Source organism: Saxibacter everestensis (genome assembly GCF_025787225.1).
Classification (GTDB): domain Bacteria; phylum Actinomycetota; class Actinomycetes; order Actinomycetales; family Brevibacteriaceae; genus Saxibacter; species Saxibacter everestensis.
Genome location: NZ_CP090958.1, coordinates 2,470,930 through 2,489,446, shown reverse-complemented (window position 1 = coordinate 2,489,446; position 18,517 = coordinate 2,470,930). Strand labels below are relative to the sequence as shown.

The window sequence follows — 18,517 nt, the reverse complement described above, 5'->3', positions numbered from 1 at the left end:
GAGACCAAGGTGTCTGAAAAACTAAAGCTCGTCGATCACGTTTCGGCGATCAACTGGAACCGCGTGCAGGATGAGAAGGACGCCGAGGTCTGGGATCGGCTGGTCGGCAACTTCTGGCTGCCGGAGAAGGTTCCGCTCAGCAACGACGTCCAGTCGTGGGCAACTCTCACGCCGGAGGAACAGACGCTCACCATGCGGGTGTTCACCGGGCTGACCCTGCTCGACACGATCCAGGGCACCGTTGGCGCTATCAGCCTGATCCCGGATGCGATCACCCCGCACGAAGAGGCGGTTTACACGAACATAGCGTTCATGGAGTCGGTGCACGCGAAGTCGTATTCATCGATCTTCTCGACGCTCTGCTCCACCCGTGAGATCGATGACGCCTTCCGCTGGTCGTCCGAGAACGAGTATCTGCAGCGGAAGGCGGAAATCGTCCTGTCGTACTACCGGGGCGATGAACCGCTGAAGCGCAAGGTCGCCTCGACTCTGCTCGAATCGTTCCTGTTCTATTCCGGCTTCTACCTGCCGATGTACTGGTCATCCCGGGCCAAGCTCACGAACACGGCCGACCTGATCCGGTTGATCATTCGTGATGAAGCCGTGCACGGCTACTACATCGGCTACAAGTTCCAGAAAGGACTTGAAAAGGTCGACGAAGCCAAGCGGGAAGAGATCAAGAACTACACCTTCGACCTGCTCTTCGAGTTGTACGAGAATGAAGTTCAGTACACGCAGGACCTCTACGATGAGGTGGGCCTGACCGAGGACGTCAAGCACTTCCTGCATTACAACGCCAACAAGGCGCTGATGAACCTCGGCTATGAGGCGATGTTCCCGTCGTCTGTCACCAAGGTGAACCCGGCGATCCTTTCGGCCTTGTCGCCGAACGCGGACGAGAACCACGACTTCTTTTCCGGCTCCGGATCGTCGTACGTTATCGGCAAGGCGGTCAACACCGAAGACGACGACTGGGACTTCTAGCGTCGTCCTTTATCTGCACAGCAAAAACGGCCGGTCAGCACACAGTGTGCTGACCGGCCGTTTTTGCTGGGTGGCTGGATACCCGGCTAGTCGTTGCTGAAATTTGCCTCTCGCTTTTCGGAGAACGCGGCCATGCCCTCTTTCTGGTCATTCGTCGCGAAGGCTGCGTGGAATACCCGGCGCTCGAACAGGATGCCCTCGGCTAGCGATGTCTCGAAGGCACGATTGACGCTTTCCTTGACCATCATGGTTGCGGGAATCGACATCGAGGCGATCAGCGTCGCCGTCTTCTTCGCATCATCGAGCAGATCATCCGCCGGCACGATCCGGGAAACCAGTCCGGCGCGTTCGGCTTCTTCCGCGTCCATCATCCGCCCGGTCAGGCACAGCTCCATCGCCTTTGCCTTTCCCACCGCCTTGGTCAGACGCTGGGATCCGCCCATGCCCGGCAGGACTCCGAGCTTGATTTCCGGCTGGCCGAATTTTGCCGTGTCGGCTGCCAGCAGGATGTCGCACATCATCGCCAGCTCGCAGCCACCGCCGAGGGCGTACCCTGCGACGGCCGCGATAATCGGCTTGCGGGTACGACCCACTGCATCCCAGCCGGCAAACCAGTCGCGGGCGTAGGCTTCCGAGTAGCTGAGGTCTTTCATCTCCTTGATGTCGGCACCGGCCGCGAAGGCTTTCTCGGATCCGGTCAGCACGGTGGCCGACACCGACCTGTCCGAATCCAGCTCGGAAAGGGTCGCGGCGAGTTCCTCCAGCACCTGCAGATTGAGCGCGTTAAGTGCCTTCGGTCGGTTGATGGTGACCACGGCGAAGCCTGCCGCGTCACGCTCGACGATAAGTGTCTCGGTCATCCGAAAACTCCCTCAGCCGTATCGGTATTCAGAATCGCATCGACGTCGGCAGACGTCACCTCGGGCAAAAACGCCGGACTCCACTGCGGATTGCGGTCTTTGTCGATAATCTGCGCCCGGACGCCTTCGACCAGATCAGGCCGTTCCGTCAGGGCCACCGAAACCCGGTACTCCTGCTCGATCACCTCACGCAACGTCATCGAACGCGCAGCTCGCAGTGACGCAAGTGTCACCTTCAGCGATGTTGGTGCTTTGGTCAGCAATATCTCCGCCGTATTCCGGGCTTCGGCATCGGGATGAGAGCCTAGGCGTTCCACGATCTGCTCAACGCTGTCTGAGCCGTAACACTCGTCGATCCATTCCTGGGCGTCCAGGAATGGTGTCGGACCCGGTTCACTGGCGAAGTCCGCCACGATGGCGGCGGCTTGGCCCGGATTCGCGGCGAGGGCCGCCCTCAGGTCAGCCAGCCTTTCGGAGGAGACAAACGTGTCCGCGAGTCCGCAGGCGATTGCGTCGGCAGGACCGGCGGTGAGTCCGGACAGTGCCAGGTGCGTGCCGAGCTGGCCCGGGGCCCTCGACAACAGATATGTGCCGCCGACATCGGGTGCGAAGCCGATACCCGTTTCCGGCATTCCTACTTTCGAGCGCTCCGTCACTATCCGGATGCTGCCGTGGGCAGAGACGCCGACACCGCCACCCATCACCAGGCCGTCCATCAGGGCAATGTAGGGCTTCGGGTACTCGGAAATCGCGACATTCATGGCGTACTCGTCGCGCCAGAACCAGCGGGATTCGTTGCCGCCGGATTTAACGTCTTCGTAGATCACCCTGATGTCGCCTCCGGCACACAGACCGCGTTCGCCTGCGCCGTCGATAAGCACCGCGGCAACCGAGTCATCGTTGCGCCAGGCCTCAAGCGAATCGACGATGCCGGCGATCATCGGCTGGTTAAGAGCGTTGATAGCTCGCGGCCGGTTCAAGGTGATTCGTGCGAGGCCGTTGTCTGCCGTCAGCTGGAGCTCGGCTCCAGCGGCAGTAGCAGTGTCAGTCGTCATCAGCCCACTCCTGTTGTCTTTCGAGAGATGATCACGCGCATTATCTCGTTGCTGCCTTCGAGAATCTGGTGCACGCGCAAGTCACGGACTATCTTTTCGATGCCGTACTCCGTCAGGTAACCGTATCCACCGTGCAGTTGCAGGGCGTCATTGGCCACCGAAAAGCCTGCGTCGGTCGCCGCCAGCTTGGCCATTGCGGCAAGTTCGGTAGCGCGCGGGTCAGCTGCGTCAACGGCACCGGCGGCCCGCCAGAGCAGGGAGCGGGCCGTCTCCAGCCGGGTCTGCATGTCCGCGACCTTGAAGCGAAGGGCTTGGAAGCCGTTGAGCTCGGTGCCGAACGCCATCCGCTCGCCCATGTAAGTCACCGCCTTCTCAAGCGCTGATTGCGCGCCGCCAAGCGAGCATGCGCCGATGTTCAGCCGACCTCCGTTGAGTCCGGACATGGCGATCTTGAAGCCCTGACCTTCATCGCCAAGCATGTTCCGGGCCGGAACTCGCACGTTCTCCATGATGACTTGCCTGGTGGGCTGCGCACGCCATCCCATCTTGAGTTCGTTCGGACCGAAGGTAAGTCCCTCGGTGCCGTCCTCGATGATGAAGGCGGTCACGCCCCGTGGGCCGTCCTGGCCGGTGCGAGCCATCACGAGATAGATCCCGGCGCTGCCCGCGCCGGAAATGAACTGCTTGACTCCGTTGAGGACGAACTCGTCGCCGTCACGCCGGGCCGATGTTTTGAGCGCCGCGGCATCCGAACCCGCGCCGGGCTCGGTCAGGCAGTAGCTACCGAGCGAAGTCATCGAGCACAGATCACCAAGCCATTTCTGCCGCTGCTCGTCGTCGCCGTACTTGTCGATCATCCACGCCACCATGTTGTGGATCGATATGTAGCTGGCGACCGAGGGGCAGCCGGTGGCCAGCGCCTCGAAGATCAGTGCCGCGTCCGAGCGGGTGAGGCCGGAGCCGCCGTGTTGCTCGGAGACGTATATCCCGCCCATGCCGAGTTCGGCCGACTTGCGCAGTGTGTCGATCGGGAAGTGGTGATTGGCATCCCATTCATTGGCGAACGGAGCGATCTCATGGTCGGCGAAGTCACGGGCCATGGCCGCTAGTTCCTGCTGATCCTTGCTGAGCCCGAATGTGTGTGCGGCTGCCGAATGACTGGCCATCGCGGATTCTCTCCCTTGAGCTGCGTCGTCGTGCCGTGACGGGATTGAGCGGCGAGTTCACCGAACGTCGTGTGTCACGGCAGGAATGATTCCAGAATAAAGTAGGACGTCCAAGTAATCCACTCGTGCCGGTGAAGGAATGTCCGAAAAATAATCCGGCGGTGACGCTCGCCGGGGCACTAGACTCTGCAGTTGTGCTACGAACAGATTCCGCCCGGCAAGTTGCTGTTCTCGGACCCGTTCTGGTTGAGAACGCGGACGGTGAACTCGCCGAGGTGAACGGTGCCCGGGCGAAGTCGCTTATCGTGGCACTCGGATTGGCGCAGGGTGCTACCGTCGCGGCCTCGGAACTTGTGCAGGTGATTTGGCCCGAGTCCGCTCCTGCCAGCAAAGCGGCGCTGCACACCCTGGTTTCACGCACCAGGGCGAACTGCGCGGCCGGCCTCCTGGTCACCCACAGCAGCGGATACCAGCTGGACGTGGCAGCCGCGTCGATCGACCTCTTCGAGGCCGCAGAAGCCGACCGGAAGGCGCGGCAGGAGATTGCCGAAGGAAGGTACAGCCAGGCACTCATCCTGGCCGAAGCAGCGCTGGGCTGGTGGCGCGGCGACGGGATCGACCCGCAGTTGAGTCCGGACCTGGCCGATGAATTGCAGCGGCGGACGGATCAGCTTCGTTGGTCACTGCTGCACGCCAAGGCACGTTGCCTGGTCGAGCTGCGACGGTTCGCCGAAGCGGTGACGTTGCTGCAGACACTGTGTTCAGTACGGCTGGACGAGAGTCTCGAAGCACTCTTGCTGAAGTCACTGTTCGGAGCCGGCCGGAACAGCGAGGCGCTCGACCGGTTCCAGCAGGTGCGCCGTCGGCTCCGCGACGAGTTGGGTGCGTCACCTTCCCGGGACCTGCAGGCGGTGCATACCTCGATACTACGCGGTGACGACTCGCTGCTTGGCTCGGCTGCCGAATCACGGCCACGCGTCCTGTCCGTCGGCCTTCGCGCGGAACCGAATCCCCTGCTGGGCCGTGCCGACGACGTGGATTCGGTCGAACAACTGATGATGTCGTCCCGGCTGACCACGATTCTGGGGGCCGGTGGCCTCGGCAAGACCCGGCTGGCACAGGAAATCGGGCGGCGTGCCGTTGCGGGCGGGAAACCCGCGACGATCCTGGTAGAGCTCGCCGCCATCCGCTCGGTCGACGATGTGATGCCCGCGCTAGCGGGAGCGCTCGGGATCCGGGAAGCCAGCGCGACCAGCCGGCTGGCAACCTCGGGACCAGGACCGGACCTGCGCATCAGGATTGTCGACCGGCTGTCCGAGCGCAGGACGCTGTTGATCCTGGACAATTGCGAACACGTTGTGTCCGGTGTCGCCCGCTTGAGTGCGGACCTGCTCGCCAGTATCGAATCCCTGTCGATCCTGGCCACTTCACGAGCGCCACTCAGCATCGCCGCCGAGCACATCTATCAACTCAATTCCCTGGTGACGGGGGCGCGATCCTCAGACTCGCCGGCGGTGCAGCTGTTCCGGGATCGCGCGGACGCCGCGCGGCCGGGAACGTCTTTCAACGATGCGGTGATCGCCAGGCTATGCGAACGGCTCGATGGCTTGCCACTGGCGATTGAGCTGGCTGCGGCGAAAGTCCGGACCATGACCGTGGAAGAGATCGAACGACGACTGGATCGTCGCTTCTCGCTGCTGACCTCGGGTGACAGGAGCGCACCAGAACGACATCAGACTCTTCTCGCGGTGATCGAATGGAGTTGGAACCTGCTCGATCCGGCGGAACAAAAGGTGCTGCGACGCTTATCCGGATTCCCAGATGGCTTCTCCGCCGAGGCGGCGAGAACTGTCGCTGACTTTGCCGCGGGCGATCAGGATGACGAGGGGATCGACGTCGACCTCGCACTTGTCGGTCTGGTCAATCAGTCTTTGATCAACGTCGAAGAGCGCGACGGTGCGATGCGTTACCGGATGCTCGAAACAGTTCGGGAGTTTGGCGATATGTCGCTGGTCGAGCATGGCGAGGACCGGGCGGTCGAGAGTGCAAGTCTGCGTTGGGCCGAGGAGTTCTGTCTGGCGGAGTTGTCCCGGCTCAGCGGCACGTACCAGCTGCAGACCATTGCGGCCGTTTCACTGGACCAGGAAAACCTGCTGGCAAACTTGCGAATCGCCATGCGGCGGGAGGACGCCGAGGCGACCCTGACCATATTCGCCGTGCTCGGGTTCTTCTGGTCGCTGCGAGGTGCGCACAGCGAGGTAGCTGGTTTCTGTGCGGCGATTCTCGATGTCTCTCGCGGTTACCTGCCCCGGGACCGAAGTATCACCCCGGCAGTGTTTAGTCTGACGGCGATCGCCGCGACCGGCTTCCAGATCAGCCTGCGGACAAGCGTCCGGGCGATGATCCGGCTGCGCGGCCTGCTGGCCAGCGGGCTGTCCATCGAACCGGGCACTCTTGGGATGGCTCGGTTGGCGGTGTCCCTGGGAGATGCCGAACGGATGTCCGCCTCCCTGGCCGCGGCACGCGCCGACGCCGACGAGGGAGTGCGTGGCCTGGGAAACCTGCTGAGCGCCCGCGAAGCCGAGAACGCCGGGGAGGTGGACACGGCCAGGCGGTTCGCGGCCGAGGCACGAAGGCTCGCGGAACGGCGTGACGACACCTGGAGCCAGGCCACCTCGGCTCATCTGCTCGCGGAGTTGAATTCGCAAAGCGGGCGCGCGCGTGACGCCATCGCCTGGGCCGACCGGGCGGTATCAGGCCTGGCGCTGGTGCAGGCCGACGACGATATCCGGCATCTCCGCTGGATCCTGGCGGCCAACCTGATCTCAACCGGACGCGTCGCCGAAGGCCGCGCCGCCGTCCTCGATACCTTCGAGGAGGTCGACGAAGACGCCGAGAGCGGCATCCTGCTGGTCAGCCGCTGTGTACTGGCCGAGGCGAGCCTGGCCGAGGGGGACGTCGCGACCGGCCTCGCGGCATACCGTGCCGTCCTCACCGACCTGCCCAACCGGGCCCGGCGAAAGAGCCAGTGGTGGATTTATCACTCCGCCGCCATGGTGTGCGCCCACGTCAGGCACGGCCACGGAGACATCGTCGAACTCGCCGGGCTGGCCAGGCGCACGCGAATAACCGCACTGTCCATGGCCCGGTTGCGTTCGAAGCACGTCGATAAGCCGCTGGTAGGGATGTTGGTGCTTTCCAACGCGGTCTGGCTGCTCTCGGAGCAGGGGCAGCAGTATGCCCGGAACCAGCTCGGCGGCCGGGACAGCGTGCAGGAAGCCAACAGCGTTGTCATCGGTCTTGAGCTGTTGGCACTTTCCGAGCGGATGGCCGCCCGGCAGGACTACCCGGCACTTAGTCTTCCGGACAACTTCGCGGCTGCGGCCAGGAGCTATGGTGCGGCTCGGGTGGAGTCCTATCGCAGCTCTTATCGGACGTTCAGTGGTGCCGACGCGGCCCGGCGCGCGTTGGAACTGCTCGCCGGGCCGTTCTTCGCAAAGATCCGCGACTAGCAACTTAGGCCCTGCGCATGTAAGCCCGAACCGTCAACGGAGCAAAAATCAGCACAACGACGGCCGCTCCAAGCAGGGCCAGCCACGCGTCGGCGCCGAACTGCCCGCTATTCACCAGGTCCCGGACCGCAGTCACCAGGTGCGAAACCGGGTTGACCCCGACAAATCCCTGCAGCCAGTTCGGCAGGGTGTCGGCCGGGACAAACGCATTGGACAAGAACGTCAGCGGAAATAGCACCAGCATTGAAATCCCCTGAACGCTCGACGCCGTGCGGGCAATCACGCCGAAGAACGCAAAGATCCAGCTCACCGCCCAGGAGCACACGATGACCAGCAGCGCGGCGGCCAGCAGCGCGAACAGGTTGATGGCGCGGAATCCCATGATGTAGCCCATCGCGAAGGTCAGGGTCGTCGCGATTCCGTACCGTACCGTGTCGGCAAGTAGGGCGCCGGCCAGCGGTGCGATTCGCGCAATCGGGAGAGACTTGAACCGGTCGAATACGCCCTTGTCCATGTCTTCGCGGAGTTGGACGCCGGTCACCATCGAGGTGGTGATCACAGTTTGTACCAGGATGCCCGGGATGATGATCGGCAGGTAACTGGCGACATCCCCGGAGATCGCCCCGCCGAATATATAGGTGAACATCAGGGTGAAAATTATCGGTTGCAGCGTGACGTCGAAAAGCTGCTCAGGTGTGCGCTTGATTTTCAACAGCCCGCGCCCGGCCATGGTCAGAGAATTCTTCCATGTCGTGGCCAGTGTCACGTGGTTTCGTAGCTCCGCAGGTGTGATGCTCGTGGTCATCGGGCGGTCCTTTCCAGGGTGTCTGCGCTGTCGTCGATTGCCTCATCCGGTTCGGCCAGGTGGCCGGTCAGGGACAGAAATACCTCGTCGAGGCTTGGCTTCTGCACTGAAAGCTCGGCGACGGTGATCCGGGCCTCGCGCATCCGGATCAGCAGGTCGGTTATCAGGTCGGGATTGTGCATCGGCGCGGTAAGCCGACCGGTTTCCGGGGTCAGCACTGGGACGCCGCCGAGGCTTTGCTCCACCAGATCACGGGCCAGCAGTAGCTTGGCCGGGTCATCAAGTCGAAGTTGCAGGGCGGAGTTGCCAACGGATGCCTTGAGGTCGTCCGCCGTGCCTTCCGCTACGACGGTGCCCTTGTCGATCACGGCGATCCTGTCGGCAAGCTGATCTGCCTCGTCCAGGTACTGGGTGGTCAGCAACACAGTGGAGCCGGTGGCGACGAGCCGCCTGATCGTGTCCCACATCTGCGACCGAGTGCGCGGATCGAGTCCTGTGGTGGGTTCGTCGAGGAAGATAAGCGGCGGCTGACTGATCAGGCTGGCAGCCAGGTCGAGCCGCCGGCGCATTCCACCGGAAAAGTTCTTCAGCGGCCGGGTTGCAGCTTCGGTCAGTCCGAACTCCTCGAGAAGATCTCTGGTTTTTTGCTTCGCCGCCGTCCGGCTTAGACCGTGCAGACGAGAGAACAGCACCAGATTCTCGGACGCGCTGAGCGTTTCGTCGACCGATGCGTACTGTCCGGTCACCCCGATCAGCGAACGAACGACGTGCGCCTCCTTGCGTACGTCGTGGCCGAAGACTCGTGCATCGCCGCCGTCGGCACGCAATAGCGTGGCGAGCATGCGGATCGTGGTGGTCTTGCCGGCGCCGTTCGGACCGAGAACGCCGTACACTGTGCCGGACTTGACCTGCAGATTGACGCCGTCGACGGCTCGATTGGAACCGAAGTTCTTCACCAGGCCGTGCGCGTCAACTGCGAGCTCGGCATTGTATTGCCTGCTCATTGTGAATCCTTTCGACGGAAAACTTGCTTACGTCATCAAGGATCCTTATCCGCGCTTACCCGCGGCTGACATTGTTCTTACGCGCGCGGACGGGCCAAGTAAGGAGGCAGTTGCGCCAGGTAAGGAGGCTGATCCGCCAGGTAAGGAGGCAGTTGTTACGCGCGCATAGGAACGGGGCAAGTAAGAAGGTAAGAACGCCGGTTAGGATTCCGACCCTTTCAGTCTGCTCGGCTTGGCGCTGCGGAGATCGGCGAGTAGCTCCAGTAGCGTGCTCAAGGAATCACCCTCAAGGCCCGGCTCGCCGAACACCACCTGATTCAAATCGTCAGTTGCTTCTGCGGCCAGGGACCTTCCGGCATCTGTAATCTTCACCAGAGTCGTTCGGCCGTCCCGAGGATGCGGGAGGCGCTGCACCAGCCCTGCTGCCTCGAGGCGGTCCACCGCGTTGGTGGTGCTGGTCGGGTGCACCTGCAGGCGTTCACTCGCCTTGGACATCGGCAGGGCACCGGTCTTGGAAAATGACAGCAGCATCAGCAGCTCGTAGCGGGCAAAGGTCAGCTTGAAGGGCCGAAGAACGGCGTCCACCCGGGCCAGCATGATCTGATGGGCACGCATCAGCGAAGTCACAAGTGTCATTCCGTCGGCGACGTCGGTCCAGCCATGTGCGATCCATTGCCGGCGTGACTCGTCGATCGGGTCGGGGGTAGCCGCGGCGCTCATACCGGGTACCGGCAAACGAGATTCGGCGCGGCGATGGTAACGGCAGCTTGTCCGACCACCAGGGGTATGCGCATTGATTTCCTCACTTCTCTTGACTGTTGAAGCTACCGGATAGCGTGTCCTCGATGGCAGGCTAGGGCTATGTGCGGACGGCTGAATACCACAATGGACCCAGAGGACCTGGCGAATGAGCTCGAATGCGTCCTGCGGCCGGATCGCGAGCTGCCACCGAGTTGGAACAAGCCGCCGACATCCGATCTCTATATTGTTGCCGATCGTCCGGACAAGCAGACCGGAGACGTCCGGCGTCGGCTGGAGATTGCTCGGTGGGGACTCGTGCCGTCCTGGGCCAAGGATGTGTCCTCGGGATCCCGGCTCTTCAACGCGAGGCTGGAATCGGTTGCGGAGAAACCTGCTTATCGAAAAGCAGCGCATTCTCGCCGCTGCCTGGTCCCTGCCACCGGGTATTACGAGTGGAGGGCGGGAAGCGACGGCAAACAACCGTTCTTCATTCATGCCGCCGCCGACGAGTGGCTGTGTTTTGCCGGATTGTTCGAGTTCTGGCGGGACCGCTCCAAGCCAGACGACGACCCATCACGATGGCTGGTGAGCACCACTATCATCACGGCAGCGGCCAAAGGCGACCTCGCGGACATTCACGACCGGATGCCAGTGGTGCTCGACCGACGTGACTACGACCGCTGGCTGGACCCGTCATCCGGAGCCGATGAGGCATTGGGCCTGTTGTCCGACACGGCCGGTCTGCAGCCGGGCCACGCGGTCGAATTGGCGTGGCACCGGGTGGGTCGTGAGGTCGGAAGCGTAGCCGTGGATCGACCCGAACTTGCCGAGGAAATCCGGAGTTGACTCACCGAACGCCGGCCGGTAATGTTCTGTCGAGTCGCCAGCGAGAAGAAGGAAGAAGAGGGCCAAACAGGCCGTCGGAAACCGGACACTCGAGGGCCCAGAACCACTCAACTTTCGACCGGAATCGGGCTTTGCTCGCAGGCCGCGGAGGTGCTAGAGTGGAGAGCCGCCCAAGGTTAAGTCCTGGATACGCTCCGCAGGTAGCTGCGAGGTGAATTTGCAAGGCAAGAACCAGGGTGGTAAGTTAGAGAGGTTGCCTCAACGGGAAGCGCGAAAGCGAACAGCGTTGATGTGCGTTTGTTCTTTGAGAACTCAATAGCGTGTTTATGTGATGTGTTGATGCCATATGTTTGTTGGCGCGCATGTTATGCCCTCGTTTTGTGGGGGTGTGGTGTGTGTGCTGTTTTGGCAGGAAACATTAAGATAATAATTTCGAGCAATTGACGGCGGCCGGTCCGGTTTATTCGGGTTGGTTGTTGTTTTGCTAGTTTTTGTCTTTTCTTGCTGGGACGATGCTTTTTGTAAGTTTTTACGGAGAGTTTGATCCTGGCTCAGGACGAACGCTGGCGGCGTGCTTAACACATGCAAGTCGAACGATGAAGCCAGCTTGCTGGTGGATTAGTGGCGAACGGGTGAGTAACACGTGAGTAATCTGCCCTTCACTTCGGGATAAGCCTTGGAAACGGGGTCTAATACCGGATAGTCACCTCGTGCCGCATGGTGTGGGGTGGAAAGATTTATTGGTGGGGGATGGGCTCGCGGCCTATCAGCTTGTTGGTGGGGTAATGGCCTACCAAGGCGACGACGGGTAGCCGGCCTGAGAGGGCGACCGGCCACACTGGGACTGAGACACGGCCCAGACTCCTACGGGAGGCAGCAGTGGGGAATATTGCACAATGGGCGCAAGCCTGATGCAGCGACGCCGCGTGAGGGATGACGGCCTTCGGGTTGTAAACCTCTTTCAGCAGGGAAGAAGCGCAAGTGACGGTACCTGCAGAAGAAGCACCGGCTAACTACGTGCCAGCAGCCGCGGTAATACGTAGGGTGCAAGCGTTGTCCGGAATTATTGGGCGTAAAGAGCTCGTAGGTGGTTTGTCGCGTCTGCTGTGAAAATCCAACGCTCAACGTTGGACGTGCAGTGGGTACGGGCAGACTAGAGTGCAGTAGGGGAGTCTGGAATTCCTGGTGTAGCGGTGAAATGCGCAGATATCAGGAGGAACACCGGTGGCGAAGGCGGGACTCTGGGCTGTTACTGACGCTGAGGAGCGAAAGCATGGGGAGCGAACAGGATTAGATACCCTGGTAGTCCATGCCGTAAACGTTGGGCACTAGGTGTGGGCCGCATTCCACGTGGTCCGTGCCGCAGCTAACGCATTAAGTGCCCCGCCTGGGGAGTACGGCCGCAAGGCTAAAACTCAAAGGAATTGACGGGGGCCCGCACAAGCGGCGGAGCATGCGGATTAATTCGATGCAACGCGAAGAACCTTACCAAGGCTTGACATATACCGGTAACGTGCAGAGATGTACGCCCCTTCGGGTCGGTATACAGGTGGTGCATGGTTGTCGTCAGCTCGTGTCGTGAGATGTTGGGTTAAGTCCCGCAACGAGCGCAACCCTCGTTCTATGTTGCCAGCGGGTTATGCCGGGAACTCATAGGAGACTGCCGGGGTCAACTCGGAGGAAGGTGGGGATGACGTCAAATCATCATGCCCTTTATGTCTTGGGCTTCACGCATGCTACAATGGCCGGTACAAAGGGTTGCGATGCCGTGAGGCGGAGCGAATCCCAGAAAGCCGGTCTCAGTTCGGATCGTAGTCTGCAACTCGACTACGTGAAGTCGGAGTCGCTAGTAATCGCAGATCAGCAACGCTGCGGTGAATACGTTCCCGGGCCTTGTACACACCGCCCGTCAAGTCACGAAAGTCGGTAACACCCGAAGCCGGTGGCCTAACCCCCTTGTGGGGAGGGAGCTGTCGAAGGTGGGACTGGCGATTGGGACTAAGTCGTAACAAGGTAGCCGTACCGGAAGGTGCGGCTGGATCACCTCCTTTCTAAGGAGCAGTTAGTACCGTGCAGGATGTTTCGGGGATTCGTTCCTCGGGGGATGTTGTGTGGTGATGACGGCCATTACCGTGGCGAGTGTTCACGGGTGGTTAGCTCAAGGGTGGAACATCAATGCTTTAAGCCTGCTGAGACTCGTGACCGCGCACTTGAGTGTGTGTGGTTGTGGGGAGGCTGGGCTGGTGGTGTCAGTGAGTACGCTGTCCCGACGTTAATCCGTTGGGTGGTTGGAAGGCTGGCGCGTGCTGGTTTGGTTGGTGGCTGGGTATCACATGAACACGCTGTTGGGCCCTGGGAGAACAGGCGCCCTACCCGTTGTGCTCGTAACAGAGTGTGGGGGGTGGGTGGCTGGTTTTTCTTGTGTGGACCATCGTCGAAGCCTGCGTTTGTGTGGGTGGGTGTGGTGGGGCTGCTGGTGGTTTGAGAACTGTATAGTGGACGCGAGCATCTTATTTATTTTTATGGGTTTGTGTGTGTTTTGTGTGTAAGTTTTTAAGAGCACACGGTGGATGCCTTGGCATCAGGAGCCGAAGAAGGACGTAGTAACCTGCGATAAGCCTCGGGGAGTTGGTAAACGAACGGTGATCCGAGGGTGTCCGAATGGGGAAACCCCGCCAGAGCGCGTGCGTGTCTGGTGACCCGCGCCTGAATATATAGGGCGTGTGGGGGGAACGTGGGGAAGTGAAACATCTCAGTACCCACAGGAAGAGAAAACAAGAGTGATTCCGGGAGTAGTGGCGAGCGAAACCGGATGAGGCTAAACCTGGTCTGTGTGATAGCCGGTAGGCGTTGCAGGTTGGGGGTTGTGGGACCATTCGTGGGGCTCTACCGGGCTTCAAGGGTGACGTGTGTTGGATAGTCGAATCGTTTGGAAAGACGGACCATAGTGGGTGAGAGTCCCGTAGACGAAATTCAGTGCCGGCCCGAGTGGTATCCCGAGTATCACGGGACTCGTGTAATCCCGTGTGAATCTGCCAGGACCACCTGGTAAGCCTAAATACTTCCTGATGACCGATAGCGGACAAGTACCGTGAGGGAAAGGTGAAAAGTACCCCGGGAGGGGAGTGAAATAGTACCTGAAACCGTGTGCTTACAATCCGTCAGAGCCTGTGCGGTCCTTGAGTGGGCTGGTGGGTGATGGCGTGCCTTTTGAAGAATGAGCCTGCGAGTTAGCGATACGTGGCGAGGTTAACCCGTGTGGGGAAGCCGTAGCGAAAGCGAGTCCGAATAGGGCGACCTATAGTCGCGTGTCCTAGACCCGAAGCGAAGTGATCTAGCCATGGCCAGGTTGAAGCGCCGGTAAGACGGCGTGGAGGACCGAACCCACTTCAGTTGAAAATGGAGGGGATGAGCTGTGGTTAGGGGTGAAAGGCCAATCAAACTTCGTGATAGCTGGTTCTCCCCGAAATGCATTTAGGTGCAGCGTCATGTGTTTCTTACCGGAGGTAGAGCTACTGGATGGCTAATGGGCCCAACAAGGTTACTGACGTCAGCCAAACTCCGAATGCCGGTAAGTGAGAGCATGGCAGTGAGACTGCGGGGGATAAGCTTCGTAGTCGAGAGGGAAACAGCCCAGACCACCAACTAAGGCCCCTAAGCGTGTGCTAAGTGGGAAAGGATGTGGAGTTGCACAGACAACCAGGAGGTTGGCTTAGAAGCAGCCATCCTTGAAAGAGTGCGTAATAGCTCACTGGTCAAGTGATTCCGCGCCGACAATGTAGCGGGGCTCAAGTACACCGCCGAAGTTGTGGCATTCACATAATTCCAAGCATTATCCTACGGGGTGGTGTTCAGGGGTGTGGATGGGTAGGGGAGCGTCGTGTGGGCAGTGAAGTCGCGGTGTAAACCAGTGGTGGAGCCTACACGAGTGAGAATGCAGGCATGAGTAGCGAAAGACGGGTGAGAAACCCGTCCGCCGAATGATCAAGGGTTCCAGGGCTAGGCTAATCCGCCCTGGGTAAGTCGGGACCTAAGGCGAGGCCGACAGGCGTAGTCGATGGACAACGGGTTGATATTCCCGTACCGGCGAAGAACCGCCCATACCGATTCCGGGGATACTAACCACCCAAACCACCATGGTCTGGCTTTCGAGCTTGTTCTGTGTTGTGGGGAGCGTGGGACCTGATCTGGTAGTAGGTAAGCGTATTAACAGGTGTGACGCAGGAGGGTAGCTTCCGCGTGCCGATGGTTGTGCACGTCTAAGGATGTAGGGAGTCTTGCAGGTAAATCCGTGAGACTGGCTTTGATGCCGTTCCTGAGATCTGATGGTGACCGCCCTTGTGGCGGGAAGAGGGTGATCCCATGCTGCCGAGAAAAGCATCGACGTGAGGTTCTAGCCGCCCGTACCCCAAACCGACTCAGGTGATCAGGTAGAGAATACTAAGGCGATCGAGAGAATCGTGGTTAAGGAACTCGGCAAAATACCCCCGTAACTTCGGGATAAGGGGGGCCAAGCGCGTGAACACCTTCGCGGTGGGAGCGTGAGTTGGCCGCAGAGACCAGGGAGAAGCGACTGTTTACTAAAAACACAGGTCCGTGCGAAGTCGCAAGACGATGTATACGGACTGACGCCTGCCCGGTGCTGGAAGGTTAAGAGGACTGGTTAACCACACTTGTGTGGTGAAGCTGAGAATTTAAGCCCCAGTAAACGGCGGTGGTAACTATAACCATCCTAAGGTAGCGAAATTCCTTGTCGGGTAAGTTCCGACCTGCACGAATGGCGTAACGACTTCTCTACTGTCTCAACCACGAACTCGGCGAAATTGCATTACGAGTAAAGATGCTCGTTACGCGCAGCAGGACGGAAAGACCCCGAGACCTTTACTACAGTTTGGTATTGGTGTTCGGTGTGGCTTGTGTAGGATAGGTGGGAGACTATGAGACGGGCACGCTAGTGTTCGTGGAGTCATCGTTGAAATACCACTCTGGTCATATTGGATACCTTAACTTCGGACCATGATCTGGTTCAGGGACAGTGCCTGATGGGTAGTTTAACTGGGGCGGTTGCCTCCCAAAGAGTAACGGAGGCGCCCAAAGGTTCCCTCAGCCTGGTTGGCAATCAGGTGTCGAGTGTAAGTGCACAAGGGAGCTTGACTGTGAGACGGACGTGTCGAGCAGGAGCGAAAGCTGGGACTAGTGACCCGGCCGTGGATTGTGGAATCGCGGTCGCTCAACGGATAAAAGGTACCTCGGGGATAACAGGCTGATCTTGCCCAAGAGTCCATATCGACGGCATGGTTTGGCACCTCGATGTCGGCTCGTCGCATCCTGGGGCTGGAGTCGGTCCCAAGGGTTGGGCTGTTCGCCCATTAAAGCGGTACGCGAGCTGGGTTTAGAACGTCGTGAGACAGTTCGGTCCCTATCCGCTGCGCGCGGAGGAAATTTGAGAAGGGCTGTCCTTAGTACGAGAGGACCGGGACGGACGAACCTCTGGTGTGCCAGTTGTCCTGCCAAGGGCACGGCTGGTTAGCTACGTTCGGAAAGGATAACCGCTGAAAGCATCTAAGCGGGAAGCCTGCTTCGAGATGAGATTTCCATACCCCTACGGGGTGAGAGGCTCCCAGCTAGATTACTGGGTTGATAGGCCAGACGTGGAAGCACAGCAATGTGTGGAGCTGACTGGTACTAATAAGCCGATAACTTACCCACACACACTCACGACAAAGAATCCATAACAAGTGTGTAAGAAACGCTGCGTCCACTATACGGTTCCCAAACCACCAAACAACCACCCACGGGCGGCTTAACAGCCAACCAACAGGTGCCACACTATTCACAACTACATAAGCTAACTGTTGTGACCCACACACTTCACCACCCCCACCATCACGATGCGCGGGGGTTTGGTGACACAGGGTTACGGCGGCCATAGCGGCAGGGAAACGCCCGGCTCCATTCCGAACCCGGAAGCTAAGCCTGCCAGCGCCGATGGTACTGCACGGGGGACCGTGTGGGAGAGTAGGACACCGCCGGACAACCATTAACGACAACGGGGCCCCCATCACGGGGGCCCCGTTTTCGCGTCCCACCACACAACACCTCAACCGCCAGTAGTCCCACTCACGACGCCAGGTTCGGGACAGCATACCGCCAGAATTCCCGCGCTCGAAGCCGGGCCGGGATCAGATCCGGACGAGTCGAGCTTCCCACACGTCGGGGTGATTCAGGGCTTGGATGGCGCACGGATGTGCTCCGGCCTGAGGCCGAGGCCAATGAACCGCCCTATTAGGTGAGGTAGCAGAGGTATTCGGTCCACTCCGCGCAGGAGAAAGGGCAGCTGTTGTCCGTCGTCTTCGTTGAGTGTTCGCGGGTACAGGTCTTTAAGCATCTTCACCTGGAATGCCTGGGTGGCGCGGGCGGCTGGCAGGCGACGGCGCCGTACCCGGTCGAGGTCCGTCGGCTCCAGTTCCCGCCTGGCCAGGATCGGCCCGAGGATGTTCGCAGTCGCGACGGCGTCTTGAACCGCGAGGTTGATTCCCACCCCGCCGGCTGGTGACATGGCGTGTGCGGAGTCACCGATGCACAGGACGCCGCGGCGATGCCAGGTCCGTAGCCGGTCGACCTTCACGGTCAGTTGATGAACATCGCCCCAATCGCCGAGTCCGGCGACCCGGTCCTGTAGTTCTGGAGCAATGAGTGCCAGGCGACGCAGGAATTCCCGGATGCCTTGGGCACGTAGTTGGTCGCCAGCGCCAGCGGGAACCACGTATGCGAGTTGCCAGTAGTCGCCACGGTTGATCGATATCAGGGCCCCCCGACCTTTTTGGAACAAGGGCTGGTACTCGCCGGGTTGGCGATCAAGGCGGAACCACAACACATCGATCGGCGAGGAGCTTTGTGTGGCCGTGAGTCCGGCTGCTCGCCGGACGGTGGAGTGGCGTCCGTCGGCTCCGATGACAAGGTTGGCACGGATGGTGAGATCGCCGTCTTCGGTCGTGGCTCGTGCGCCCACGACGCTTCCGTTCTCGTACACGAGGTCGCCAACCGATGCGGCCTGCAGTAGGCGAAATCTGGGCAGCTGCTCGCCCTTTGTGGCGAGGAAGGCGAGGAAGTCCCATTGCGGCATGAAAGTGATGTAGGGACAGGTGACGGGTAGACGGGAGAAGTCGGCGACGGTCACGGTGCCCTGCCCGGTACGGACTTGGACACGCTCCATCGTCGTGTGTGGTACTTGGAGAAGTTCGTCGAGCCAGCCAAGTTCGCGGAAGAGCTCGAGCGTCGAGGGATGGATGGTGTCGCCGCGGAAGTCTCGGAAGAAGTCTGGGTACTTCTCGCAGACAACTACGTCGACGCCCTGTCGCGCGAGCAGCACCCCGGCCATCATTCCGGCGGGGCCGCCCCCGACGATGCAGACGGAGGTCTCGATCGTCCGTGTGATGTTGGTCTCCTAAGTGTCGGAACTATTGAGCGGGGAAGACAGGAGGTCGGCCAGGCGGAGCGCGAAGTCGCCGTGGTCTGCGCCGGCACAGCCATTGGAACGTCCT

The 18,517-nt window shown here is 60.4% G+C and carries 10 protein-coding genes and 3 rRNA genes; 6 read left to right on the top strand and 7 right to left on the bottom strand.

All coding sequences use genetic code 11. The annotated features are described in order from the left end of the window. Positions 1–9: 9 nt before the first annotated feature. The gene (gene nrdF / locus LWF01_RS11860; protein ID WP_349637593.1) at positions 10–984 is read left to right on the top strand and encodes a class 1b ribonucleoside-diphosphate reductase subunit beta; all 975 of its coding nucleotides are present in this window, start codon (positions 10–12) and stop codon (positions 982–984) included. A gap of 86 nt (positions 985–1,070) precedes the next feature. Here the strand turns inward: nrdF and LWF01_RS11855 are convergent, their stop codons facing one another. The 3 genes from LWF01_RS11855 to LWF01_RS11845 are packed head-to-tail and all read right to left on the bottom strand — an operon-like array spanning position 1,071 to position 4,065. After that, positions 1,071–1,844 carry an enoyl-CoA hydratase gene (locus tag LWF01_RS11855; protein ID WP_349637592.1) on the bottom strand — a complete coding sequence of 258 codons (774 nt, stop codon included), beginning with the start codon at positions 1,842–1,844 and terminating at the stop codon, positions 1,071–1,073. Next, positions 1,841–2,899 carry an enoyl-CoA hydratase/isomerase family protein gene (locus tag LWF01_RS11850; RefSeq protein WP_349637591.1) on the bottom strand — a complete coding sequence of 353 codons (1,059 nt, stop codon included), beginning with the start codon at positions 2,897–2,899 and terminating at the stop codon, positions 1,841–1,843. Before LWF01_RS11850 ends, LWF01_RS11855 begins: the two co-directional genes overlap by 4 nt. Next, on the bottom strand, positions 2,899–4,065 hold the full coding sequence (locus LWF01_RS11845) for an acyl-CoA dehydrogenase family protein (protein ID WP_349637590.1): 1,167 nt from the start codon (positions 4,063–4,065) through the stop codon (positions 2,899–2,901). The genes LWF01_RS11850 and LWF01_RS11845 overlap by 1 nt, the downstream gene beginning before the upstream one ends. Before the next feature lie 194 nt (positions 4,066–4,259). Here LWF01_RS11845 and LWF01_RS11840 point away from each other — a divergent pair, with 194 nt between their 5' ends. Continuing rightward, on the top strand, positions 4,260–7,577 hold the full coding sequence (locus LWF01_RS11840) for an ATP-binding protein (protein ID WP_349637589.1): 3,318 nt from the start codon (positions 4,260–4,262) through the stop codon (positions 7,575–7,577). Positions 7,578–7,581: 4 nt separating this feature from the next. Here the strand turns inward: LWF01_RS11840 and LWF01_RS11835 are convergent, their stop codons facing one another. From LWF01_RS11835 to LWF01_RS11825, 3 genes are all read right to left on the bottom strand, one after another. Continuing rightward, positions 7,582–8,382 (bottom strand): ABC transporter permease, encoded by an 801-nt coding sequence (locus LWF01_RS11835; protein WP_349637588.1) that lies wholly within the window; start codon positions 8,380–8,382, stop codon positions 7,582–7,584. Next, positions 8,379–9,386, bottom strand: a complete 1,008-nt coding sequence (locus LWF01_RS11830; RefSeq protein WP_349637587.1) for an ATP-binding cassette domain-containing protein — start codon at positions 9,384–9,386, stop codon at positions 8,379–8,381. The genes LWF01_RS11835 and LWF01_RS11830 overlap by 4 nt, the downstream gene beginning before the upstream one ends. 201 nt (positions 9,387–9,587) lie before the next feature. Further along, positions 9,588–10,106, bottom strand: coding sequence for a MarR family winged helix-turn-helix transcriptional regulator (locus tag LWF01_RS11825; RefSeq protein ID WP_349637586.1), 519 nt, complete (start codon positions 10,104–10,106; stop codon positions 9,588–9,590). 165 nt (positions 10,107–10,271) lie between these two features. Here LWF01_RS11825 and LWF01_RS11820 point away from each other — a divergent pair, with 165 nt between their 5' ends. The 4 genes from LWF01_RS11820 to rrf all read left to right on the top strand — a co-directional run bounded on the left by LWF01_RS11820 (position 10,272) and on the right by rrf (position 17,008). Next, complete coding sequence (locus tag LWF01_RS11820) at positions 10,272–10,973, top strand: SOS response-associated peptidase (RefSeq protein ID WP_349637585.1); 702 nt, start codon at positions 10,272–10,274, stop codon at positions 10,971–10,973. 528 nt (positions 10,974–11,501) lie between these two features. Next, positions 11,502–13,024 (top strand): 16S ribosomal RNA (locus LWF01_RS11815). A 492-nt stretch (positions 13,025–13,516) separates the two neighbouring features. Beyond that, a 23S ribosomal RNA gene (locus tag LWF01_RS11810) occupies positions 13,517–16,682 on the top strand. A 209-nt stretch (positions 16,683–16,891) separates the two neighbouring features. After that, a 5S ribosomal RNA gene (rrf, locus tag LWF01_RS11805) occupies positions 16,892–17,008 on the top strand. Together the 16S, 23S and 5S rRNA genes form the textbook arrangement of a ribosomal RNA operon. Positions 17,009–17,196: 188 nt before the next feature. Here the strand turns inward: rrf and LWF01_RS11800 are convergent. Continuing rightward, the gene (locus LWF01_RS11800; protein WP_349640905.1) at positions 17,197–18,354 is read right to left on the bottom strand and encodes an FAD-dependent oxidoreductase; all 1,158 of its coding nucleotides are present in this window, start codon (positions 18,352–18,354) and stop codon (positions 17,197–17,199) included. Positions 18,355–18,517 lie beyond the last annotated feature (163 nt).

Bases quoted from the DNA above. Each gene is read 5' to 3' on its own strand.
- LWF01_RS11855 (WP_349637592.1), bottom strand. From the start codon at position 1,844: ATGACCGAGACACTTATCGTCGAGCGTGACGCGGCAGGCTTCGCCGTG.
- LWF01_RS11850 (WP_349637591.1), bottom strand. From the start codon at position 2,899: ATGACGACTGACACTGCTACTGCCGCTGGAGCCGAGCTCCAGCTGACG.
- LWF01_RS11845 (WP_349637590.1), bottom strand. From the start codon at position 4,065: ATGGCCAGTCATTCGGCAGCCGCACACACATTCGGGCTCAGCAAGGAT.
- LWF01_RS11835 (WP_349637588.1), bottom strand. From the start codon at position 8,382: ATGACCACGAGCATCACACCTGCGGAGCTACGAAACCACGTGACACTG.
- LWF01_RS11830 (WP_349637587.1), bottom strand. From the start codon at position 9,386: ATGAGCAGGCAATACAATGCCGAGCTCGCAGTTGACGCGCACGGCCTG.
- LWF01_RS11825 (WP_349637586.1), bottom strand. From the start codon at position 10,106: ATGAGCGCCGCGGCTACCCCCGACCCGATCGACGAGTCACGCCGGCAA.
- LWF01_RS11820 (WP_349637585.1), top strand. From the start codon at position 10,272: ATGGACCCAGAGGACCTGGCGAATGAGCTCGAATGCGTCCTGCGGCCG.
- LWF01_RS11800 (WP_349640905.1), bottom strand. From the start codon at position 18,354: ATGGCCGGGGTGCTGCTCGCGCGACAGGGCGTCGACGTAGTTGTCTGC.